The 19,877-nt window shown below is 32.4% G+C and carries 26 protein-coding genes; all 26 read right to left on the reverse strand.

Annotated features, from left to right (window positions below; genetic code table 11):
- Nucleotides 1-43 precede the first annotated feature (43 nt).
- Nucleotides 44-823 carry a hypothetical protein gene (locus AC3HD6_RS12680; RefSeq protein ID WP_488896655.1) on the reverse strand — a complete coding sequence of 260 codons (780 nt, stop codon included), beginning with the start codon at nt 821-823 and terminating at the stop codon, nt 44-46.
- Nucleotides 824-846: 23 nt separating this feature from the next.
- The gene (locus AC3HD6_RS12685; protein ID WP_488896656.1) at nt 847-1,221 is read right to left on the reverse strand and encodes a VOC family protein; all 375 of its coding nucleotides are present in this window, start codon (nt 1,219-1,221) and stop codon (nt 847-849) included.
- 16 nt (nt 1,222-1,237) lie between these two features.
- Entirely contained in the window at nt 1,238-1,795 is a 558-nt protein-coding gene (locus AC3HD6_RS12690; RefSeq protein WP_488896657.1) for a dihydrofolate reductase family protein, read from the reverse strand.
- Between the two features lie 87 nt (nt 1,796-1,882).
- Nucleotides 1,883-2,605 carry a phosphodiester glycosidase family protein gene (locus tag AC3HD6_RS12695; RefSeq protein WP_488896658.1) on the reverse strand — a complete coding sequence of 241 codons (723 nt, stop codon included), beginning with the start codon at nt 2,603-2,605 and terminating at the stop codon, nt 1,883-1,885.
- A gap of 15 nt (nt 2,606-2,620) precedes the next feature.
- Nucleotides 2,621-3,277: a hypothetical protein gene (locus AC3HD6_RS12700; protein WP_488896659.1), complete on the reverse strand. Its 657-nt coding sequence runs from the start codon at nt 3,275-3,277 to the stop codon at nt 2,621-2,623.
- Nucleotides 3,278-3,414: 137 nt separating this feature from the next.
- Nucleotides 3,415-4,122, reverse strand: coding sequence for a hypothetical protein (locus tag AC3HD6_RS12705; protein ID WP_488896660.1), 708 nt, complete (start codon nt 4,120-4,122; stop codon nt 3,415-3,417).
- Nucleotides 4,123-4,361: 239 nt separating this feature from the next.
- Entirely contained in the window at nt 4,362-5,021 is a 660-nt protein-coding gene (locus AC3HD6_RS12710) for a hypothetical protein (RefSeq protein WP_488896661.1), read from the reverse strand.
- A gap of 27 nt (nt 5,022-5,048) precedes the next feature.
- Nucleotides 5,049-5,348, reverse strand: a complete 300-nt coding sequence (locus AC3HD6_RS12715) for a hypothetical protein (protein WP_488896662.1) — start codon at nt 5,346-5,348, stop codon at nt 5,049-5,051.
- A 29-nt stretch (nt 5,349-5,377) separates the two neighbouring features.
- Nucleotides 5,378-5,803, reverse strand: coding sequence for a DUF1801 domain-containing protein (locus AC3HD6_RS12720; protein WP_488896663.1), 426 nt, complete (start codon nt 5,801-5,803; stop codon nt 5,378-5,380).
- A 10-nt stretch (nt 5,804-5,813) separates the two neighbouring features.
- Nucleotides 5,814-7,184 carry a hypothetical protein gene (locus tag AC3HD6_RS12725; protein WP_488896664.1) on the reverse strand — a complete coding sequence of 457 codons (1,371 nt, stop codon included), beginning with the start codon at nt 7,182-7,184 and terminating at the stop codon, nt 5,814-5,816.
- 198 nt (nt 7,185-7,382) lie between these two features.
- Nucleotides 7,383-7,847, reverse strand: coding sequence for an NUDIX hydrolase (locus AC3HD6_RS12730; RefSeq protein WP_488896665.1), 465 nt, complete (start codon nt 7,845-7,847; stop codon nt 7,383-7,385).
- 2 nt (nt 7,848-7,849) lie between these two features.
- Nucleotides 7,850-8,932, reverse strand: coding sequence for a serine hydrolase domain-containing protein (locus AC3HD6_RS12735; RefSeq protein WP_488896666.1), 1,083 nt, complete (start codon nt 8,930-8,932; stop codon nt 7,850-7,852).
- 62 nt (nt 8,933-8,994) lie between these two features.
- Nucleotides 8,995-9,621: a hypothetical protein gene (locus tag AC3HD6_RS12740; RefSeq protein WP_488896667.1), complete on the reverse strand. Its 627-nt coding sequence runs from the start codon at nt 9,619-9,621 to the stop codon at nt 8,995-8,997.
- A 9-nt stretch (nt 9,622-9,630) separates the two neighbouring features.
- Nucleotides 9,631-10,653 (reverse strand): serine hydrolase domain-containing protein, encoded by a 1,023-nt coding sequence (locus AC3HD6_RS12745; protein ID WP_488896668.1) that lies wholly within the window; start codon nt 10,651-10,653, stop codon nt 9,631-9,633.
- A gap of 42 nt (nt 10,654-10,695) precedes the next feature.
- Entirely contained in the window at nt 10,696-11,151 is a 456-nt protein-coding gene (locus tag AC3HD6_RS12750) for a hypothetical protein (RefSeq protein ID WP_488896669.1), read from the reverse strand.
- 86 nt (nt 11,152-11,237) lie between these two features.
- Complete coding sequence (locus AC3HD6_RS12755) at nt 11,238-11,897, reverse strand: DUF2461 domain-containing protein (RefSeq protein ID WP_488896670.1); 660 nt, start codon at nt 11,895-11,897, stop codon at nt 11,238-11,240.
- 124 nt (nt 11,898-12,021) lie between these two features.
- Complete coding sequence (locus AC3HD6_RS12760; RefSeq protein ID WP_488896671.1) at nt 12,022-12,690, reverse strand: hypothetical protein; 669 nt, start codon at nt 12,688-12,690, stop codon at nt 12,022-12,024.
- Between the two features lie 195 nt (nt 12,691-12,885).
- Entirely contained in the window at nt 12,886-13,971 is a 1,086-nt protein-coding gene (locus AC3HD6_RS12765) for a tetratricopeptide repeat protein (protein WP_488896672.1), read from the reverse strand.
- A 152-nt stretch (nt 13,972-14,123) separates the two neighbouring features.
- A complete protein-coding gene (locus tag AC3HD6_RS12770; RefSeq protein WP_488896673.1) occupies nt 14,124-14,612 on the reverse strand; it encodes a hypothetical protein in 489 nt (162 codons plus the stop codon).
- Between the two features lie 169 nt (nt 14,613-14,781).
- Nucleotides 14,782-15,342, reverse strand: coding sequence for an SHOCT domain-containing protein (locus AC3HD6_RS12775; protein ID WP_488896674.1), 561 nt, complete (start codon nt 15,340-15,342; stop codon nt 14,782-14,784).
- 92 nt (nt 15,343-15,434) lie between these two features.
- Complete coding sequence (locus tag AC3HD6_RS12780; RefSeq protein ID WP_488896675.1) at nt 15,435-15,845, reverse strand: SMI1/KNR4 family protein; 411 nt, start codon at nt 15,843-15,845, stop codon at nt 15,435-15,437.
- Nucleotides 15,846-15,856: 11 nt separating this feature from the next.
- Nucleotides 15,857-16,408 (reverse strand): bifunctional (p)ppGpp synthetase/guanosine-3',5'-bis(diphosphate) 3'-pyrophosphohydrolase, encoded by a 552-nt coding sequence (locus tag AC3HD6_RS12785; RefSeq protein WP_488896676.1) that lies wholly within the window; start codon nt 16,406-16,408, stop codon nt 15,857-15,859.
- Nucleotides 16,409-16,433: 25 nt separating this feature from the next.
- On the reverse strand, nt 16,434-16,802 hold the full coding sequence (locus tag AC3HD6_RS12790) for a hypothetical protein (protein WP_488896677.1): 369 nt from the start codon (nt 16,800-16,802) through the stop codon (nt 16,434-16,436).
- Nucleotides 16,803-16,985: 183 nt separating this feature from the next.
- A complete protein-coding gene (locus tag AC3HD6_RS12795) occupies nt 16,986-18,164 on the reverse strand; it encodes a Kelch repeat-containing protein (RefSeq protein ID WP_488896678.1) in 1,179 nt (392 codons plus the stop codon).
- Nucleotides 18,165-18,368: 204 nt separating this feature from the next.
- Entirely contained in the window at nt 18,369-19,046 is a 678-nt protein-coding gene (locus tag AC3HD6_RS12800) for a hypothetical protein (protein WP_488896679.1), read from the reverse strand.
- 246 nt (nt 19,047-19,292) lie between these two features.
- Nucleotides 19,293-19,847, reverse strand: coding sequence for a DKNYY domain-containing protein (locus AC3HD6_RS12805; protein WP_488896680.1), 555 nt, complete (start codon nt 19,845-19,847; stop codon nt 19,293-19,295).
- Nucleotides 19,848-19,877: the final 30 nt, after the last annotated feature.

Here is a 19,877-nt window from a genome sequence, read left to right on the forward strand (position 1 = left end):
CAATTGCTAGAAATAAATAAAATATTAATACATCAAAATGATATTATATTTTCTCAAAATATTTTCCCTTAAACTGATATCTTATTTTTTTAGGGGTAACCTTGGAATCTGCCTGTATTAAAGGAATGCTGATTATTTTATTCTTTTTATCATACTCAATCTCGTAATCTCTGCCTTCATAGTTTCTGTTGGCGGAGGCTGTAAGATCTACTTCATAGCTCAGTTGATTTTTTATCCCGCTTTGAGTCTTGATGAGCTGGGCTTTATCATTTAGTTGTTGGTTATCAATAGAAAATACTTTGATGATATGGTAGCTCATTCCGGAGCTTAGTATCGCTTTACTTTGAGTAAGGTAATATTTTTTGTTTTCTGAAATAATATCATTGATCTGATAATAATAATATCCGGGATCGCCCTCACCTTGGATTTCTACGGCTTTAGAATATACTTTTTTACCAGCTTCATGCTGGAATACATTTCTGAAGAAATGCATAGTTCCCCCTGTCCACGTATCCCAAGAATAGATCCGGAATTTACCATCTTCTGAAGTGGTTACAATAAGTCCGTTTTTCTCCAGAGATTTGAAATGATAGTTGATGGTTTGAGGTTGAGAAGAGGTATACCGGACTAATAGTTTTTCAAATTTTGTGTTGGCGGCCGCCAAAGAATCATATGAATTTTTAAGATCTCTGCCTTCGGAAGACCAATAATTAATTTTTTGAAAGGATTCATTTAGCTGTTTTTCAATTACGGAAATATTTTGGCCGAATACAAACTGAGCGGCGATTAAACATGCAAATCCAAGTATTTTCTTTATGTTCATGGTATTCAATGTAAATTGATTGGTTATTTTTTACACTTTAGCTGAAATACATTTCCTTCAGGGTCTGTGCCATCACACAACCAGAAATCATAGTTCTCAAAAGTTTTAATGGCTCTCATCTCAACTTTTTTCGATAGCAATTCATTTCTTGCTGATTCAATATCTGTATCTACTTCAAAAACAAGTTTAGTATTGTTATCGAATTGATATTCTGTTTCCATTCTCTCCAAGTATTGTTCCCCGATTTTATGGAGTCCAATATTGACTGCGCCGGCATTCATCAAAACCCAAATGGAATCTTCTTCAATCACTTTTAAATTAAAATTATCAACATAAAAATTCCTGAGTAATGTGATATTCTGTACATACAGGATAATGGAGTCTAATTTTATATTCATGATTAAAGAGCGTGCTTTATTTGATAATTACAGGTGATGGATGATAAATAAGCTGTACTACGCCAGATTTGAACACATTTGTTTTAATAAGTTTTAAATTTAATCTTTCTTTTAAATCTTCAAAAAGCGGCTTGCCGCTTCCTAAAGCGACAGGATGCACAGATATTCTGTAAACATCAATCAGATTATTTTGAATAAAGGTTTTAATAAGACTTGCGCCACCGTAGAGCCAGATATCTTTTCCGCCCTGTTTTTTGATTTCTGAAACTTTTTCTACAAGATCAGAGTGAATAAACGTGGCTTTCTCATCTGCCCGGTTTTGGCTGGAGAAAACAAACTTATCCTTTGCATGAATAGTTTTCCAGAATTCAAGTTCTTCCGGAGCTGCATTTTCATCAGGTTGGTAATTCCCCCACGAGTCATAACTTACTCTTCCATAAAAAATAGTGTCGACTCCGGAGATAAAACCCTCAAAATCCATATCATCTTCCATGATACACCAATCGATTTCTCCGTTAGGTCCTTCAATAAATCCGTCTAAGGTTGTTGCTAAATCCAGAATAATTTTTTTCATAGTAATAGTAGATGATTTGATATTTTTTCAAAGAGCAATGAAAGATAGTCTATTTTTAGGTTTTAGAAAAGCTAATAAATAAGTGTTTTATTTAGATTCTGTAATTCCTATTATCACTCCGAAGTTACCATCAGTCTGGGTCCAGTTTTTCTCAGGAAGATAAGTTCTGGAAACAAAACCGTCAAGATACAGAGCTTTTTTACAGCCCATTTCTTTAAAAAACTGAGCGAGAGTATAGAAATTTACTTCTTTTTTAGACATGGCAAATATAATTTCTCCATTGTCCAGAACACCTACACCGTTTCTGATATTCAGATTTTTAGAATCTTTTTGAAAGATGGGGTTGATCTTTCCATCAATCAATAACATCGGCCCAGACTGAGTAGCGAATTTGATAGAAGGATTTTGTTTATACTTTCTAGTTTCAGAAATTCCTGGCTGATTGTTTTGGGTTAGATAAAATATTCCATTAGGCTGAAGATAAAAGTTCCCAGATCCCTGTAATGTGTCAATAGATTTAAGGATTTTGAAGTTTTCAATATACAGTCCTTTGGGGGTATTATCTGCTTCAAACATTCCGCCGTTCATGGCGAAAAGTAATTTTTTATTCCTTGATTCTGTTTCATATTTAAGATTACGAATGCTTTTCAGAATCTCATTCTGACTGTTCTTCCAGTATAATTTTACCTCCTGTCTTTTAGGATTTACCTGATAAATAACAAAGTTATTTTCATCCCGTATTTTTTCTTTACAGGAGATGAAAAGAAGGAGTAGAAGAGGAAATAAAAAATATTTATGTTTTGTCAGCATCAGATAATGAATTTATCAGTTTTTTAGTAGACTTATTCTTTTACGCAGCAACAAAATTATAATGAGAAGTATGAGAATAACAATGAGAGAAAAAATGGCGAGCATTTTTAATGTTTTATTCTCACTACGGATATCGGAAAGTTCTTTCATATGCCTTCCTATCATATTTTCAGATACATTAATATCTTCATCAATAAGGTCAGCAGTTATTGTTTGTGTATTCGGAATTTTTAATTGATTCAGGTAATCATTGCTCAGTTTTTGCAATTCTTTTAATTCTTTCTGGGTGACCTGATCCATCCTTTTTTGTACGAAGCAGTGATCAGAATATAGGAGCCCGGTACCTTTATCAATGCGGGCGAATATCAGATATTTTCCTTTTTCCGTATATAAAATATCACATGAGCGGAGTGGAGAATGAAAAAGTGTTGCATTTATATTGTAAAAATCCTCATAATGATCTGCCTTATAGATTGTATTAATTTTTACCTTACTCAATGTATTTTGAGATGTTTTGAAGCCATTAGGACCTTCTGAAACATCATAAATTTCACCCATAAAAACAAGAGAAGCATTTTCAAATGAATCTTTTATGTTAGGTTCAGCAGCACATTTACAAGCAAAAACTTGTAATGGAAGAAAAAGAGATAAGAGAAGGAATGTATATTTCATGATGTATAAATCCACTGATTTATTTAAGATTTTTAAGCTCTATTTGCAAATCCTGTGAAATTATATAAAATTGGATATGAAAAAAAGCACTTAAAAATAGTGTTTATCTCGTTCAAATGTAGGATGAATGTATATTATTAATCCTTTCTTAATTCTTCACTTATAGCTTTCTGAAGTTCATTTTGTTTTTTTATAACTTCATTATATCGCATCACTTTGAACTTCTTATTGACTTCCATTCTCCAGAAGTAGCTCATCAGTTCTTTTTTTTGATTTTCAGAAAGTTTATGGGTTGGCTGCAGCCCTTTCGTATTGCCTTTTTCGTCAAAAATTAAATAGGGATGAATAATATCATTGGTCGCTTTAAAATAATTAATAAAATCCTGCATCTCCGAATTGGAATTTTCCAGTTTTTCTATGATCTGATAATGGTAATCATAAAGAGAAATAATAGTAAACCGAAGTGAATCATTTGTTATTGTTTTTAAATTATTGGCTTTTAAAGATTCATACCCCGTTTTGTTGATGATAGGTGTATAGTTTCTGAAAAGGGCATAATAATACAATACAATGGAATCTTGTGGAACGGGTTTTCCCGATGTCCAGTTTCTAAAAACCTGAACTCCCCGAATACTTATTTTGTGATTATCCATATTGGCTTTAAAATCTTTGGTATCAGATTGTAACCCATTATGGATTTCTGTAAGTATTTTTGACTGCGAAACTTTTTCACCCTGGTTGGCACTCCATTCTGTTAAAATAAATGCGAGAATAACACTGATAAATATTAATACAAAATCTGTAAAATATTTTTTTAAAGTACTGATAACCCGTTCTCTGGACATTCTGTATAAAATATAGGTTAATAAATATAGTGTATCAAACTGTTGGAAACTATGATAGATTTAGAATTAAAGAGTGTTTTTGAATGATAGACTAATGTTTCAAGTTTGTAGTATTTCATGGCTGTCGTTTTTTAGTAAGGGAAAACTACAAAAAAATATGGAATGAAAGCAAAAAACCATTCTGTGGGGTAGAATGGTCTTGAATTTTTTAGTAGTAAGAATAATGAAACTGGTAAAGTTTACTTCTTTTCATATTTTTTAAAAAGAGCATTATCATAGGGGATGAACATGGATAAATCTTTAGCTTGCCATTCTCCGTCCTCAGCAACCTGATAAAAATCATAAGAGTTGGAAAGAAAGTTTTCACCGTCCGGGGCTTCCTGCCAATCTTTTTTCTCTCTGTTGTATAGCAGGATCATACAGCTTACACAGTTGTAGTTCTCGCCCTTATCAGGGTTTTCATAGCATTTCCCGATTTTGATATTTAGTTTTTGATTGATGATAACATCTGTCAAACGTCTGTCTGTTAATTTAATCAGAGCAATCTGGGCATCTTCATCATCCGGACTTTTTTTCGCAGGTACTAATTTCTCAAAATGAGCATTTTCAATCTTTTTTAGCTCTTCTTCTTTAGCACTTCCCGTTAAAAAATCAAGATTATAGGGGTGAAAATCTTTTACGGATTCGGCAACTACCGTAGTAGAGGCCGGTGCAGGACTTTCTGCCAGGTATTTCTGATTGGTTTCATAATTTCTCCAGTCTTCTTCATTATAGGTTACATACTGTTGAATTTTATAAAGGAGGCTTTCTCTTTCATTGATTTGTATAAAATTGCTGGCTATGAGAAATAAGACAAGGACTCCAAGGGTTATTCCTATAACTTTAAATGCTTTTTTCATATTGATTATTAATTTTTTTAAATCTGTTTATTGTTGACTTTGCAATCTGATCCAGTTCAGGATAAAAAGCAAGGCGAATATTCCTGCAATATACAACTGTACTTTATTCACTTTCTTTGGACCAAATTTCCAGACACAAATCCTGTCTATAATGATGATGAGAACAACCGGAATTAATCCTAATAATATATAGATTCCTGCCAGACCATCTGCCGCAGAAACACTGGTGAACGCTATGTAGGAGAAAAACAATCCGACAAGAAGAGTTAATATTCCTAAAATGAAAAATAAGGTAAGTTGATGAGCTATTCTATTTGAAGATTCCATGGTTTGTGTTAATGAAAATTGTAGTAAAATTAAAATTTTTGATTGTAGCCAGATTGTATAGCCGCTTTAAGGATTTCAACATTGATATCTTTCAAGGCTTTAAACTTAATACAATATCCGGTTACGCTGGCTTTCCCTATTTCTTTTCCAAAGGTTCTGCTTAAATAAGTTTTATCACCTATTCCCATAATATAAACAGATATTCCGGTGGTATTGGCACTCATTCCGATCTGGTAGAACTCTTTGCTTTTTCCATCAGCATATTGCATGATGTGAGATCCGTAGCCTATATTGGGATTGGAAACTGTTTTACCATCATCATTTTTACCATCCAAAAACCATAATTTACTATCAGGCATAAGTTCCAGTATGATGTGATGTAGTTTCAGCATATCAGAACGTTTAGGTTCAGATTGTGTTGTTATATAATCGTTGATCTGTTCCTCGATGTTCATATTTTACTTTTTATTTAGAATTGGCAAAAAAAGACTCAATAGGTGATTGTTGTTGATTAATGATCAAAAGCTGACTTTTATCGTCCAAAAGAACCTTGTACTTAAATTCTTTGTCCGGATTAAAGTCCCATTGGCTCAATTCCTTGAACTGGCTTTTAACAAGATTAAGTTTTTCGTTATGATCTTTGGAGATAATGATTATTTTCGTTAGCGGAGTCTTCTTCATTTTTTCAAGACTGAGCATGGTAATTGGTGTTTCGGACTCCTCACTTGAACGCATAGGATACATTTGGCCTATCATATTAAAATCTCTTCTATTTTCAGACAGGATATATCTGTAAGTCATAATATGGTCAAGCTCATTGATCCATTCGGGGAAGTTTTCCTCATAAACCCTGATATAGGTATCCACAAAATTTTTATCAATAGGTTTTTTCTGAGCAATATATTCCTTTACGGTTGGATATATTTTTTTTGCCATCAAATCAACATATTTGCTGTAATACCAATCATTGGTGTCTGTTCTTCCATTTAAACTTTCATATACATATCCATTCCCAAGAGCGGTTGCCAGGGCTTCATTCATTAATTGATAGGCATAATTGCTGTATTTTGATGGGTTATCTTTAAAGTTTTTTGCAATACTTTTTTTCACCACAAGAGACTGTTCATCGTGAATGATGTGATACGTTTCATGCAGCATAACACTGAAAAAACTTTTGTAATCTTTTAAGTTGGTTTGAACAGCGCTTATAAAGTTATTATAAAAGGCCTGAGCTGTAAATCCCATTGAATTAGGTAAAGGGTACATGGCTATTTCAAAAGGAATAGAAGCATCCCAGTGGGTGTTATAAAACAATAAACCTGTCTGGAAATAATATTCCATGTTTTTTTCACTGGCATATTTGCTAATTTCCTTTAGCTGTGGTTCAAACTGGACTTTGTTTGGAACATAAATAAGCTCATTGTAAATGGGGGTAAATACTGTAATAATTTCAGAAATGCTCTGTAAGGTTGTATTAGGCAGAATTCCGATGGAGCGGAGCTTAAAATCATTTAAATTATTAGTTTCAATAAGGTTTTTTTTCAAAATATCTCTGGACTGCATTGGTATTTTTGAGCCATAAGGATATTCATCAAATGAATAACTGTAATCAATAGGAAGCCGTTCAAACTTTACAATAAGTTCCTTATACTTTTGGGTATTATACTTTGATTGAGTAAATGCTGTCTTAAAAACATTTTCCGGATAATAATCAGAAAGATTTTGTACAAAAACAAAAACAGCCAACTGCTCAGAATATTTAATATTGAAATTGACTTTCTGCCCAAACGCCCAAAAGGACAATAAAAAAAATAGTGCGAAAAAATTTTGTTTCATGGTTTTTGTTGTAGTGTATGTTTTTTTATTTACATCGATTTTTTTCAAATAGGCTCTAATCCTTATGAATTTCAATATCAATGATTTTTAAAATGAGTTCTGTCTGTAATTTAAATCAATAGTAATCAGATACAGGACTCTTCAAATTTAGATAAAGACGGATATTCTATGCATAATTGTACTGAAGAATAACTGATATTAATCCAATAAATTATTTTTATGTAAGCTGTCAAAAATCAATTTATCAACTTCTGATATTTTATCTTTATCAGAATAATTAAGCCATTTTATTTCTTCAATTTCAGAGCTTGCTTTTAATTCTCCGGAGTATTGCCCAGAATAACAAGTCATTTTTACAATGATACCTTCCGCATGTCCATGGGACTGAGCTTCAAAAGTACCTATATATTGAAGCGTTTTGCCATCAACAGTAACATTCAGTTCTTCTTGTATTTCCCGGATAAGTGCTTGTTCATCAGTTTCACCAATTTCTCTTTTACCTCCCGGAATATAGTATTTATCTTTACCAAAGCTTCTGGTTGAGAGAATAGATTTATCTTTTAGCTCTATCCAGGCCAGTTTATCAATGATTGCCTGTGTAACCTGTCTGCTATTTGGCGATTCATTCTGATCTGTTTCAGCAGCATAGTTTTTATTATTCATGTCTATTTAATTGTTTTTTTTAGATAACGCATTATTAGCCTTACTCCATTAGTTGTTTCTTCATTGAAAGAATTTGTAAAGATAATATAAGCAACACCATTTGTTTTATCAATATGAACCAAAGTATAATAAGTTCCGGCAGTTCCCGAATGATTAGACCATTGTATGTCGTTTTCAGATATATTGTACCAGCCCATAGAATACTGTGAAAAATGATCATGTATATACTGATAGGTAGAAGCCATTAAATAGTTATTTTCATCGTTCAATCCTTTCAGATTCATCTGAATGAATTTTATATAATCTGGAAGTTTGATGTTAAGGTCTCCCGCAGGCTCAGTATAATCAAGGCGATAGTCTGTTGTAGAAGGAACGGGAACAAGCTGTCCATTTTCAAAAGAATGTCCCCAGGTGTCTTTTACTTTCTGATTTTCGGGCCATGAAAATTTAATATTTAAATTCAGATCAGTATTGAAAACCTTATCCATTAATTGTTCCCATGTTTTTTCAGTCACTTTTTCTATCATTAAAGCAGCTAATGTATAACCTGCATTCGAGTAAACATAGGCATGGTCAGTACCTGGGTTTGCCGGAATTAAGGTGAGAACAAATCTTCCAAATTGTTTTCTTTTTAAGGCTTGATCTCCTTTAAACTTAGGAATCTGCAGATCATTTTCTCCCTGAAAAGGCTGGATTAATCCACGGTGGGAGAGGAGTTCTTCTAATGTAATGTTGTAATATTCTTTTTGGGAAGTCTTTTTCCATTCCGGGAAAAGATCAAAAAATTTTGTGCTCCATTTGATTTTTCCTTTTTCTACATATTTTGCAATCATATAAGCAGTCATTGCCTTTGTATTGGATCCTATATGGAATCGGTCATTGAAACTAGCCGAATCTTTAAGATTTACAGCATGAAGACCAAGGCTGCCTATACTTTTGATGTCTTTTTCATTGATAACGGCATAACTTACCTCAGGAATGTGAAATGCCTGTCTCACGGAGTCAATATATTTCTTGCTATTCTGTGAGAAAAACAACTGACTAACGAAAGAGAGAATAACGACGAATTTAGATCTGAGAGCCATATTCTGTATGATTGTGAATATTGATTAAATATACCGCTTTAAATAATGCTAATGAAACAAAATTAATAGTCTCCTAATAGGAGCAAATTGGTTTCCATATTCGCATGATGTGGAACCATAACAGATACTCCATACTTATTCAGTGCATATTGCAAAGTATCTCCGTTTAAGTAAGGAGCTATTTTAGTTCTGCATTGTTCTTCGGTAGTACCCTTGCCACAAAGTATTCCGTAAAAGTCAACTTCAGTTTCAACTTCTAAAGGTAAATTGTCGGAAAATATTTCTCCTGCATACATATCACAAACTGCTTTGATACTTACTATGATTTTTTCTTCTGATTTTTTAAATTCAATCTTTGCATTATATATTCCATAGTGTTCGTAAACATACAATAAAGCATGAGGCTCCTGCTCGTCTTCCGGATAATTTTCCCACTCAATTGTTCTTCCGGCAATATCCTGCAAGTTTTCTATCTCATTGGGGTTAATCTTTAATAATATCTCTGAATTAAAAAATAATTCATCATCCGGAAAAAATAAATCAGAGGGATCTTCATCTTGGCTATCAGGAACTTTATCTTTTCCTACAGCTTTAATCTGCAGTCCAAAAACTAATTGATGATCAGAATTTATAAAAGCATCCAAGTAAGCATGCTGTATGTCAAATAATTTATCTTTGATTTTAAACATTTGTATTTATTATTTGTTTCTCTTTTTCAAAATGGTTGTAATAGCATCCGCAATTTCAAATAATTTTCCATTATAATTATTTCCCAACAAAATAATAGTAGTTTTTTCATTCAGATCAGAAACCAAAAGAGCTTCATAGTTTCCAGCTCTTCCATCATGAGAGTGCTCAACTAATTTTTTGTTTTTAAATTTGGCTTCTCCCAAAGAGGATTGCGTATCCGGCCAATCAAAGTGTTGTCCCAATTCAAATAAGGAATTTTCATTGATTAATTTTTTGGAATGAAGGCAATTCACGAATTTTAGTAAATCAGTTGTCGTTAGAAAAGTTCCGCCCACCAAAAAATCGGGTTTATCTTCTGTTAGTTTGTTATTAAATCCTTTTGCAGTCAATTTTTCAACCACAATAGGAGTGATTTCAGATGAATTCATATTACAAGGCTGAAAAATATTTTGACTTGCATAGCTTTTGTAAGGCATACCAGTAATTCTTTCAACAATAAACTGTCTTAGGAAGACATTATTCATGTTGTAATCGTATTGAGTGCCCGGAACAAAATCAAGTTTGTCAATTAACTTTAAATCATCAAAAATATCCTGATTACTTTTAATTTTTTTCCAGTTTACATTGGGAATGCCACTTGTGTACTGTAATAAATTTTTTATAGAAACCTCATTGGCCCATTTGGGCAGCTCTGGAATATATTTGGAAATAGGATCTGTAATTTTCAACTTACCTTGTTCCTGTAATTGCAATAATGCTACACCGCTAAACTCTTTGGTAATGGAGCCAATATTAAACCTGTAATCAGGGGTTAGCTTTTTTGTTTTTGAAGCATCTGTAAAACCAAAAGAAGTATTGTAGATGATCTTATTATTTTCTGAAACCAGAATGTTTCCATTAAAAGCTCCAGATTGATTTGCAGAGTTTAGTAAAGAATCTATTTGAGCTAGCTTTTTTGTCTGGGCAAATGTATAATTGGTTAAGAGTAGGAGGGCGGTGAGGAAAAAGAAGAGTTTTTTATGATAGTGCATATTTGTTTTTTGTTTAGAGTATTTTGTCAATATATACTGTGCTTATTTAGTATAATCTCCTTCGATAATTAATTTTTCCATAGAGCTTACAATTTCAGAAACGGGAATAGTGAATATCCCGGCGTCTCCTTTGTCAAACTCTTTTTTCCAAAAAGAATATCCATCCATTTCAAGAGAATCAGGCATTTTGCTATTTTCTTTATACACTTTGGTTACGCTTTTATCCAGGGATTCTTCCGATATAGGGATATGGGTTAATTTTTCTGCAAAACCATTAGGACTATCAGGATTTCTCATTTTTAAACCACCGATAGAGATGTGAATAACTTTGCCTGTTTTAGGATAGTCTTCAATCTTTAAAATGGTGAGTGTTGAGTTTGCTTCTGTAGGGCGGGTTTTGTAGTTCCATTCCTGGCCTACACTGTATTTCATCTCATTTTTTGTACAGCCTAAAAGAGTGAGAAGTGTTGCTACTGTTAGGGTAAATAATTTAATCATAATCAATTGGTTTTTTAAGTGAGAATACATTTGATCTTATGATCTTAATCAGGTAGGCTATTCATGCCAATGAGTTTTCTTACAACTTAAAATAAAGGTTCCCCGTTAAGATCCGTTGTCAAAACTTCACTCATATAATCAAAGAAAGGACGCATAGCCAGTAGGGTGAGAACTACTTCCTTTTGAAAATTATCAGATACGACTTCTTTATCTGTAAATTTTCGCATAACGATGTATTGCTTTTTTCTGATGAGATCTATGGCCGGATGATTTTTGTCAAAACCTCGTGGAGCTGTTTTTACAGCATCACCTTTAAGTTCTCCGAAATATTTTACAAAGGTTTCATCAGCGGTAATCTTTTCAATTTCCGTAGTGCTGATTTCAAATTCTTTACGGATACGAAGTAAATCTTTAGCTTCAGGTCCCCAAAATCCGCCTCCTACAAAACTGTTTCCAGGTTCCAGCTGAATATAATATCCGCCTCTCAGCATCGGCTTGGAACGGGAATATCCGACCCCGAAATTGTTTTTATAAGGGGTCTGATCTTTAGAAAAACGAACATCTCTGTAAATTCTGAAAATATGAATCCCTTTTAAATGATCATGTTCCTGAAGCTCAGCATATATCTGATTGAAAAATACTTTGTTCTCTTTAGTAATCAGGTCGTATTCGGTTTTATGTTTGGTAAACCATTCACGGTTGTTATTTTTTGCTAATTGGGTAAGGAATTCAAGTGTTTTTTTCATAGTATTCTACAAATATTGGAGATTGTCTGTCTGTATCAATTGGTGGTCCGAAGTTACATTAGTTTTTTCTAAATAAAAACCCCTTTGAAAAATCAAAGAGGCTTAAGGTTGGGATATATAGTATTTAACTTTCATTATTGATTTCATCGGTTTTTGATTTATTGATCAGATTATTCAATAGCTGAGGAACAAGCCGCTCTGAAAAACCAGCAATAAAAGACCATACAAGTAGTTTGGCAAATGCAGCAGGAACATAGATGATACGATAGAAAATAATGGGATTAGGAAACAAGGTTCCGGAAATTAGGTTTCCCATAAAAATAAATCCCAGAATTAAGGCAAAAATAGCTCCAACAGTTTGAATGGATACAATTTCAAAAATGGTAACATCATGAGTGAGCAAAGCATTGTTTTTTGTTCTTGTAATTAAACTTACGGCAGCTCCCAGCGCTCCCATGGCTAATATGGAACTGAATATAGCCAGCCTTGTAAGCATGATGAATCCTCTTGAATCCGCATTTGTTTCCCAATTTGTAATATTAATAGGAGTTTGAGAAGTAGACTGTTTGTCTGATACATCTGTATCTTCATCCGTAATTTCTGATCCTTCTTCATTTGCATTTCCTGCATTAAGAGCAGGACTTTTAATTTCTGCAGATACAGAAGAATGTGGATTTCCTTTTAATATTGAAAAATAAATGAAAGGTGATCCAAGCAATACTACATACAGCAGGCTTACTATTAGAAAAGGGGCTGTATTTGTTTTTGATAACTTTATTAAATTGAATTTCATGGCTATTGGTTTTAGTTAATTTCTAAAATTATAATACCTAAAGTTATTGTAGATCAATTCATGAATCAATTACCCGTTTTCGTGATTTGTTGTCATAGATGATATGATTAAGTTCAAAAAATAAAAACCGCTCTGAAAACAGAACGGTTATCCATGAAAGCTATTTTTCAGCCATTATTTTATTCGTAGCGGATTTTATAATGCAGAACATTTTAAGTTATAATTATTGATTCCTTCAGTTTGTTCAAGGTCTTTTAATTTCTGTAAATATTTACATTCATTGATATTGTCTTTTTGAAAGGAATAAATATTGGCAATATTGTATAATGCATCAATCTTTCTATGATCTATTTCGTATGATTTATTGAAATATTGTATTGCTTTATCATATTTATTATTTTGAATGGCTTTAAGCCCTTTTAGAAAATTTTCATTAGATAATTCAAGATCTTGAAGACTTACACTGTAAGTTTTATTAATATCATCAACAGTGTTCATATGATAATAAATTGAGCATCCTGTTACTCTTAAACCATTATTAAATTGTTCATTATTACATTTTATTATGAAAGGTAAATAGACTTTATCAAAATTTTTAAAATCATTAAGATTCCAATTTTTATAGGCCTTACCAAAAGCTTCTTTAATGAAATCAATGTTTTTTTGATTCTCAATAACTTGTGTATCACGAGTATTAGCAATTTCAAATTCCAGTTTTTCTTTTTTAGGAAAAAAAACAATATTACCTATCAGATTAAAAGCTGGAAATCTGTTCTTACTGCGAAATTCTTTTGAAATATCTGCGGATAAATTTCCATTAAATACAGGTGAAAAAGATTCGATTGCTATTATAACAGAATCTTTTTTGAATGTATCAAGAAGTTTATTTCTAATGATAGAGGATTTTACAAACCAATATTTTCTTACTTTATCTTTCTCAACGATGTTATTAATTCTTTGTATTAGGATTAGCGAGTCTTGTGTTAATTTTAGAATCTCGTAGCCGGATTCATCAGAAGTCTTAATGAAATTCTTTTCAGTTTTATACTCTACGCAATTTTCGTTAATTCTATTAATTGGATTAGAGCTTGTACATAATTTTTGTCCATTGAATTTCCAACGGTGATACTTTGATTCTAAAAATGGTTCTGATACATCTTTGCTTCCATCAAGCATTCTCATTTTAGTTTTTATCCATTCATTTGGCAATTCTTGAATGTCAATCTGTGATTTTGCAATACTTGAAATGATTAAAAAAAGTATTATGAAATGTTTATACATGGCATTGTTTATAAGATCTTCGCGAGATCTCAAATATACAAAACTTTGGTTTTGTATAGGATTTATAGGTATAATAACAATTTACATTTTTTTCATTATCTCATCCTTAAATATGTCCAGTTTTAAAATTTAGAAAACTTAGTAGCTTTTTATTATTTGAAAGCTTCTTTAAACTCATCTTTGTAAGAAAATTTTTCATATCCTAAATTTTTGAATAGGGTTCTTACATAATACTTCACGTCATCATAGTTTTTGTGATAAAACTGAGAAAATTTTACTACTTTTTGGCCATCTTTATACAGGTATAAATATTCGTAAGATCCTCCTCTAGTACTTATATAACTGTATTTCCATCCTTCTATTGTAGAAACTTTATATGATTTTGTTTGAAGACCCATGAAGTGCTTGATAATAATTTCATGTGGTGTAAATTCTACGCTGATGAACTTCTGTTTAATTTCCCCAAAAAATATGGCTAAAAAAGATAGAATGAGGATTCCGGTAAGAAAAATTTTAGGGAATATGGTACCATTATAATAAGAATCATTAAAGATCAGAAATATGGTTTTTATGAATAAGGAGGGAATAAGTATTGAGAGTATCAGTGGTAAAAATGCTTTTAGAGTAAATTTAGTTTTCATTCTTTAAAAAATAAATTCATTGCACTCTATAGAATAGTTACCTTTTCTTGAGTATTCATGAATTATAATTGATGTCACAAATCTACCCATAATCTTTGAATAATGAAGGGAAGATATTAAGTTCAAAAAATAAAAACCGCTCTGAAAACAGAACGGTTATCCATGAAAGCTATTTTTCAGCCATTATTTTATCTTTTTCCTTCTGGAACTCTTCTTCAGATAGCACTCCGGAGTCTTTTAGTTCTTTAATTTTCTTCAGCCTGTCATATTTTGTTTCCGAATTCAGACGCTGAGATTTTTCTTTGGGTAAAAATTCATCAGGAACGATCAGTTCACCTGATCTGATGGCATTTTCAAGATCTATTTCATAATTTATGAGACCGCTTCCGATTTTAGCATAATACACAAAACCATTTTTTTTATTCCCTCTCGACATTATTTTTTTTACCTTGAATGACAGCCCGGAGTTACTTCTTCTAAATGAATTTGCCTGATTGGCCAGTCCCTGATATCCTGTGGTTGAAGTATAATTGAATAGGGAAGAGGCATTGGTCCTGATAAACTTAAAATCGCCATCATTCATAGAGCCTGTACCGATTTTCAGGTCTAAACCTTCATATACCTTAAAACCTGTTGAAGTGGTGAGGGTATCATTTTCAAATGTTGGCGTGTTTTGAGCATAAGAACTTCCAAAAATCAGGATGGTAAATAATACGACTAATCTTTTCATTGTTTTATTTTTAATAATCAAAATTGAAAGCCAAAAATAAAACATGCGGCAGGGCATACCTTACGGGAATCCTTATCTATAGGTGATTTACATCAATACAAAATATCGGCATCTGCATGGATAAAAGCTAAAACATCAGAAAAAGTATCAGCAATCCATTCATAGGCTTCACCACTATTTTTAAACACACCATCTTTTCCTTTCACAAAACCGAACTGAATGGCATTGATCAAATAGTCTGCAAATACAATGAAACTCTTATCATTTTCATTATGGTATTCCTCCAGGGTTCTTGCTAGTGGCCAGATGGAAAACATATTTTTTGTCCAGTCCCAATCTGCGAAGCCATCCAGTTGTAAGTAGAATTCTTTAAAATCATCCGGAAACTGAAATTCGAGAATTTCTTCTGTAGCTTTGATGGATTCTGGTGTTGCAGGTTGGCTAAATTTGATGTTTTCACTTGTCCATGTCTCTTTAATTTTATCGATCTGGAGATGCATCATACTAATACGGTCTATTTATTAGGATACATTTCAATTTTTTCTAATAACCTTTTTGCTAGATAGTTATTCCCTTCTTTTAAATATTCATAAATAACTTTTGCTTCTTCAAGATACTTCTCTTTTTTCTCTTGTTTCCAAAAATAGGGTGGCGCATATAAATTGCAAATTCTATCGGCCATTTTAACTGCCCATATTTCTTTTGGCTGTACCTTGATTCTGTCTAGACTATCCATCATTTGATGCTGCTTCTCAAGATTTGTGTTTTTTGTGAGTGCAAGTACCCCTTCTTTAACCTCAGGGCCATATTCTTTTTCCAGATCTTCTATACTCAGGTTAGTATCTTCTATTGTATCATGCAGAAGTGCACATTTTATAGCGAGCTCTGCATTGAAGTTCGGAGTATTTTTAGCAGCATTCATTACCTCAAATACAACACTGCCGATGTGATTGATGTATTCAATTTTTTCGTTTTTATTTTGGCCTCCATAAGTTTGTCCATTGTGGAGGATACTTACTTTTTGCCATATATTCTGCAAGTCATCAATTGTAAAGGTATCATTCATTTTTTTGTAATTTTATGGGTAGGTTTTATATTTCCAATATTTTCGTTTCGGTATTTTCACACCTTGCTTTTAAGCTTTTAATTTCCATTTCAAATTCATTATATATATCCTCAATTTCTCCTGGATAAAAATGCAACCAGCGACTGTGGTTTCTATACGCTTCCTGTCCTTCAGCCAATTTTTTGTTTCTTTTGGATTCGTTGGGGACTAAAATTTTGTCGATAATTAATTCATATGGCCTCAGCATTTCAGAGAGCATATCAAAATCTGGAATGCTTAATCGGGTATTACAAATTAATATATTATCTTTTGAAGTAATGATCTCATTAGAAATATATTCAAGTTTCTTCTGTCCATGATCTCTTGACGAGCGATAATTATACTTTTTAAGCATATCCGAGCAGTCTACTATTTTAAAACTTGCATATTCAGGAATATTTAAATCCGATGCAGGCACTTGTAGGGTTAAAATTATACTTACTTTTTTTTTTGATCCTGAGAAGTATTTTTTATGAAATTCATGGTTATTTTTGTATTTAGGTAAGGGGTTTGGGCTTTAATAGTATTCGAGGAGATATTATCTGAAAATTTTAATCTGCTGCAAAAGACCTTTTTCGTCTTTATACATAAAAATATAAGTTCCGCGCTTTACTCTTGATAAATCTATCGTTTTATTATAATAGGCAAAACCTTTGCTGATCTGGCTGCCATCTGTGGAGTAAACAGTATATTCAAATTGATTGTTGTTATTTTTATTACTGATTACAAAGCCATCTTTGGCTGCATTGGTGTACACTTTTTTCTCCAATGTCCTATTATCATTTGTTGTTGTATTTGCAGCAAGTACACTTTCGCTGATATCTGCCACTTGTATGCTTTTAATAGCTGAGCTGGTTGCAGATGTTGTACTTCCGCCGATGATGTATAGTTTATTGTTATATACTTCTGCTGTGGCATGCCTTCTGGGAATCATATTGGATGATAGCTGATGTAGTTTATTGGTTGTGGTATCAAAATAAGCCAGAAAAGTTTGATTATTATAGCCTCCTGCAATAAAAATCTTATCACCGGATACCGCTAATGAATGTCCGGATATACCAGCAGGCATTGTATATTGTTTGATCCAGAGATTAGTGTTGAGGTCGTAGACATTGATCAGGCGGGATGAGGTACCGTTAAATCCACCAATGACATAAAGCTTATCATTCACAATTTTGCCCCTTGTTTCTCTGGCTGTGGGCATGTCGGGTAATGGATGCCATGTATTGGAAGCAATATCATAATACTGGAATTTATCAGAGAATACAGTGCTTTTGACTCCGTTTAATCCGCTGCCGCCAAATACATATATTTTGCCATTATGGATAGCAGACCCTGCATTTCCTGTATAGGAACGATTAACGGCTCCCTTCGTTATGGTATTGGTTGCAAGATCTACAATTTCAAGATGACTGTTTCCCCAACCGTTAAAAATATAGATTTTATTATCGTAAGTCTCAGAATTAGCAAATTTTTTTGTGAGTAGAGCAGTATTGAGAACACTCCATTTGTTGTCAGTAATATTATATTTTTCAATATAGTTGGCGTTACCTCCCTTATCCTGATATCCGTTGCTCACATAGATATTATCATCTACGATTACACTGGTTGCAGCACCTCTGCCTACAGACATATTGACGAGATTTTTAAAATCAAGGGTTTGTGCGTGGGCTAGTAGTGTGCCCAAGAATGAAAGGAATAATAATTTTGTCTTCAATGGTAAGAGATTTAGTGTTTGTTTCTATTTGATTTTCTTCAGTAATTCAGGTTTATTTCTTAATACCAGGCTTGAATATAATAATCGTGGTTTAAAGATAGAAAAAAGTTGAAGAGGGTAGAAACTTTACTCCTGAAATCTGATGACTTTGGATGATCTATTTTATTAGTGCAAAGTAGAGACTTTGAAGCTGTAAAATACTTTTCAATAATTTTTGAAAAAGTTCAGAATAGAAAGAATATTTTCAATAAAGCGGTTTTGAAATTTGATATAAATTCCGTTTTTGTAAATGAGATCAAAAGTAATCCAACCGCCGAAACTTTTAAAAAAGTATTTGGGCTGGGTTGTTTCGTTTATTACAAAATCATAAGTGAATGTTCGTAAAAACTCTTCATGGATGGGAAAAATGTCAATTAACTCCTTCTCAGATTTTATTAGGCTTATGCATTCCGTTTTGCTGTCAAATATCGGGTCAAAATAAGTTTTTGAAATTTTTGGAACAAAGTATTGTATGGTTTCATCAAAAGCCATAAATGATATAATCTCCATGGAATGCCTGGGCAGAACAAATATTTTACCTTTTTTGTTTTGTGTTACGCAAATAATATCTCCGTTGGCCGTTGAGCCGATCTGAACAGATTGTAGTAAATCATTTTCATTGTATAAATCATTCAATTTCCATAGGTCTGTATAGCTGCTGAAGGTCAAAGAAATATTTTTATCATCAGGGTAAGTTATATAAACTTCGTCACAATAGGTTCCTGTTCCATATTCAAGTAGAAAATGCAGATAGTCTTTGGGTAAAAAGTCTACAAGGTTCTGATCAATATTTTGAATGGTATTTTGTCTGTCAGGATCTAATAGGTCTGTTGTTAAAAACATAAAATCTGTAACTCATTAAATAAAATTAGTTTCCATGGTAATATTACTAAAAAAGAATTAATATAATCGCGTGATATGTACTCATTTGTATCAATATAAAATAGCTGCGTTTGAGTGTAAAAGGAATATTGCCTCTGAAAAAGTATCTGTGATCAGCTCAGGTTTCGCACTATAACTCTTTTTTAACCGGATTAAACTCTATTATAGTTTCAATCTGTATTATTTATCTCTTGTTGTGTGAACTTTTTAAGGTTCAAGATCGAGTTTTTTATTTTTCATTTTTAACTCAATCACTTTTCCTTCTTTGTTTTTTATCTGTTCAGTTTTTAAAGGAATGAAACCTTCAATTTTTTCAGTGGCATTAAAGAAATTACCTTTGTCAACAGCATATTTATAGTTTCCATCAATAATTTTAAAGGTATTGACATCTGCATGCTCTACTTTTGTAATCTCTCTTCCCCCACTTGTAGGTCTGGAATAGTATACATTTTTATAGTCTTTTGCAAACCAGGAGTTTCCGATCTGTTGAAATGAATCCGGATCAATTTCCTGTGAAATAACACCATTAAAATATTCCACATCTTTTAATTTTCCGTTAATATCTCTTTGTGCAGTCGTTTTTTCATAGAGAAATCCAAATTGGTTTCTATAAAACTCATTTTTAATATAAGTGAGGTGTATGCTGTCTTGTAATTCATATTGCGCGGGATATTTTTCAAATTTTCTATTATCTTGCTGCGAAATGGTTTCTGTAACTGATTTTGAATATTCAGTTTTAGATTTATTTTCAAAACAAGCCACGAAAAAAAATAATAAATAAAATTTTAAAAT

Source organism: Chryseobacterium sp. II3a (assembly GCF_057815135.1).

Coding starts and splice junctions, on each gene's coding strand:
- AC3HD6_RS12680 (WP_488896655.1), bottom strand. CDS start 823: ATGAACATAAAGAAAATACTTGGATTTGCATGTTTAATCGCCGCTCAG.
- AC3HD6_RS12685 (WP_488896656.1), bottom strand. CDS start 1,221: ATGAATATAAAATTAGACTCCATTATCCTGTATGTACAGAATATCACA.
- AC3HD6_RS12690 (WP_488896657.1), bottom strand. CDS start 1,795: ATGAAAAAAATTATTCTGGATTTAGCAACAACCTTAGACGGATTTATT.
- AC3HD6_RS12695 (WP_488896658.1), bottom strand. CDS start 2,605: ATGCTGACAAAACATAAATATTTTTTATTTCCTCTTCTACTCCTTCTT.
- AC3HD6_RS12700 (WP_488896659.1), bottom strand. CDS start 3,277: ATGAAATATACATTCCTTCTCTTATCTCTTTTTCTTCCATTACAAGTT.
- AC3HD6_RS12705 (WP_488896660.1), bottom strand. CDS start 4,122: ATGTCCAGAGAACGGGTTATCAGTACTTTAAAAAAATATTTTACAGAT.
- AC3HD6_RS12710 (WP_488896661.1), bottom strand. CDS start 5,021: ATGAAAAAAGCATTTAAAGTTATAGGAATAACCCTTGGAGTCCTTGTC.
- AC3HD6_RS12715 (WP_488896662.1), bottom strand. CDS start 5,348: ATGGAATCTTCAAATAGAATAGCTCATCAACTTACCTTATTTTTCATT.
- AC3HD6_RS12720 (WP_488896663.1), bottom strand. CDS start 5,803: ATGAACATCGAGGAACAGATCAACGATTATATAACAACACAATCTGAA.
- AC3HD6_RS12725 (WP_488896664.1), bottom strand. CDS start 7,184: ATGAAACAAAATTTTTTCGCACTATTTTTTTTATTGTCCTTTTGGGCG.
- AC3HD6_RS12730 (WP_488896665.1), bottom strand. CDS start 7,847: ATGAATAATAAAAACTATGCTGCTGAAACAGATCAGAATGAATCGCCA.
- AC3HD6_RS12735 (WP_488896666.1), bottom strand. CDS start 8,932: ATGGCTCTCAGATCTAAATTCGTCGTTATTCTCTCTTTCGTTAGTCAG.
- AC3HD6_RS12740 (WP_488896667.1), bottom strand. CDS start 9,621: ATGTTTAAAATCAAAGATAAATTATTTGACATACAGCATGCTTACTTG.
- AC3HD6_RS12745 (WP_488896668.1), bottom strand. CDS start 10,653: ATGCACTATCATAAAAAACTCTTCTTTTTCCTCACCGCCCTCCTACTC.
- AC3HD6_RS12750 (WP_488896669.1), bottom strand. CDS start 11,151: ATGATTAAATTATTTACCCTAACAGTAGCAACACTTCTCACTCTTTTA.
- AC3HD6_RS12755 (WP_488896670.1), bottom strand. CDS start 11,897: ATGAAAAAAACACTTGAATTCCTTACCCAATTAGCAAAAAATAACAAC.
- AC3HD6_RS12760 (WP_488896671.1), bottom strand. CDS start 12,690: ATGAAATTCAATTTAATAAAGTTATCAAAAACAAATACAGCCCCTTTT.
- AC3HD6_RS12765 (WP_488896672.1), bottom strand. CDS start 13,971: ATGTATAAACATTTCATAATACTTTTTTTAATCATTTCAAGTATTGCA.
- AC3HD6_RS12770 (WP_488896673.1), bottom strand. CDS start 14,612: ATGAAAACTAAATTTACTCTAAAAGCATTTTTACCACTGATACTCTCA.
- AC3HD6_RS12775 (WP_488896674.1), bottom strand. CDS start 15,342: ATGAAAAGATTAGTCGTATTATTTACCATCCTGATTTTTGGAAGTTCT.
- AC3HD6_RS12780 (WP_488896675.1), bottom strand. CDS start 15,845: ATGATGCATCTCCAGATCGATAAAATTAAAGAGACATGGACAAGTGAA.
- AC3HD6_RS12785 (WP_488896676.1), bottom strand. CDS start 16,408: ATGAATGATACCTTTACAATTGATGACTTGCAGAATATATGGCAAAAA.
- AC3HD6_RS12790 (WP_488896677.1), bottom strand. CDS start 16,802: ATGCTTAAAAAGTATAATTATCGCTCGTCAAGAGATCATGGACAGAAG.
- AC3HD6_RS12800 (WP_488896679.1), bottom strand. CDS start 19,046: ATGTTTTTAACAACAGACCTATTAGATCCTGACAGACAAAATACCATT.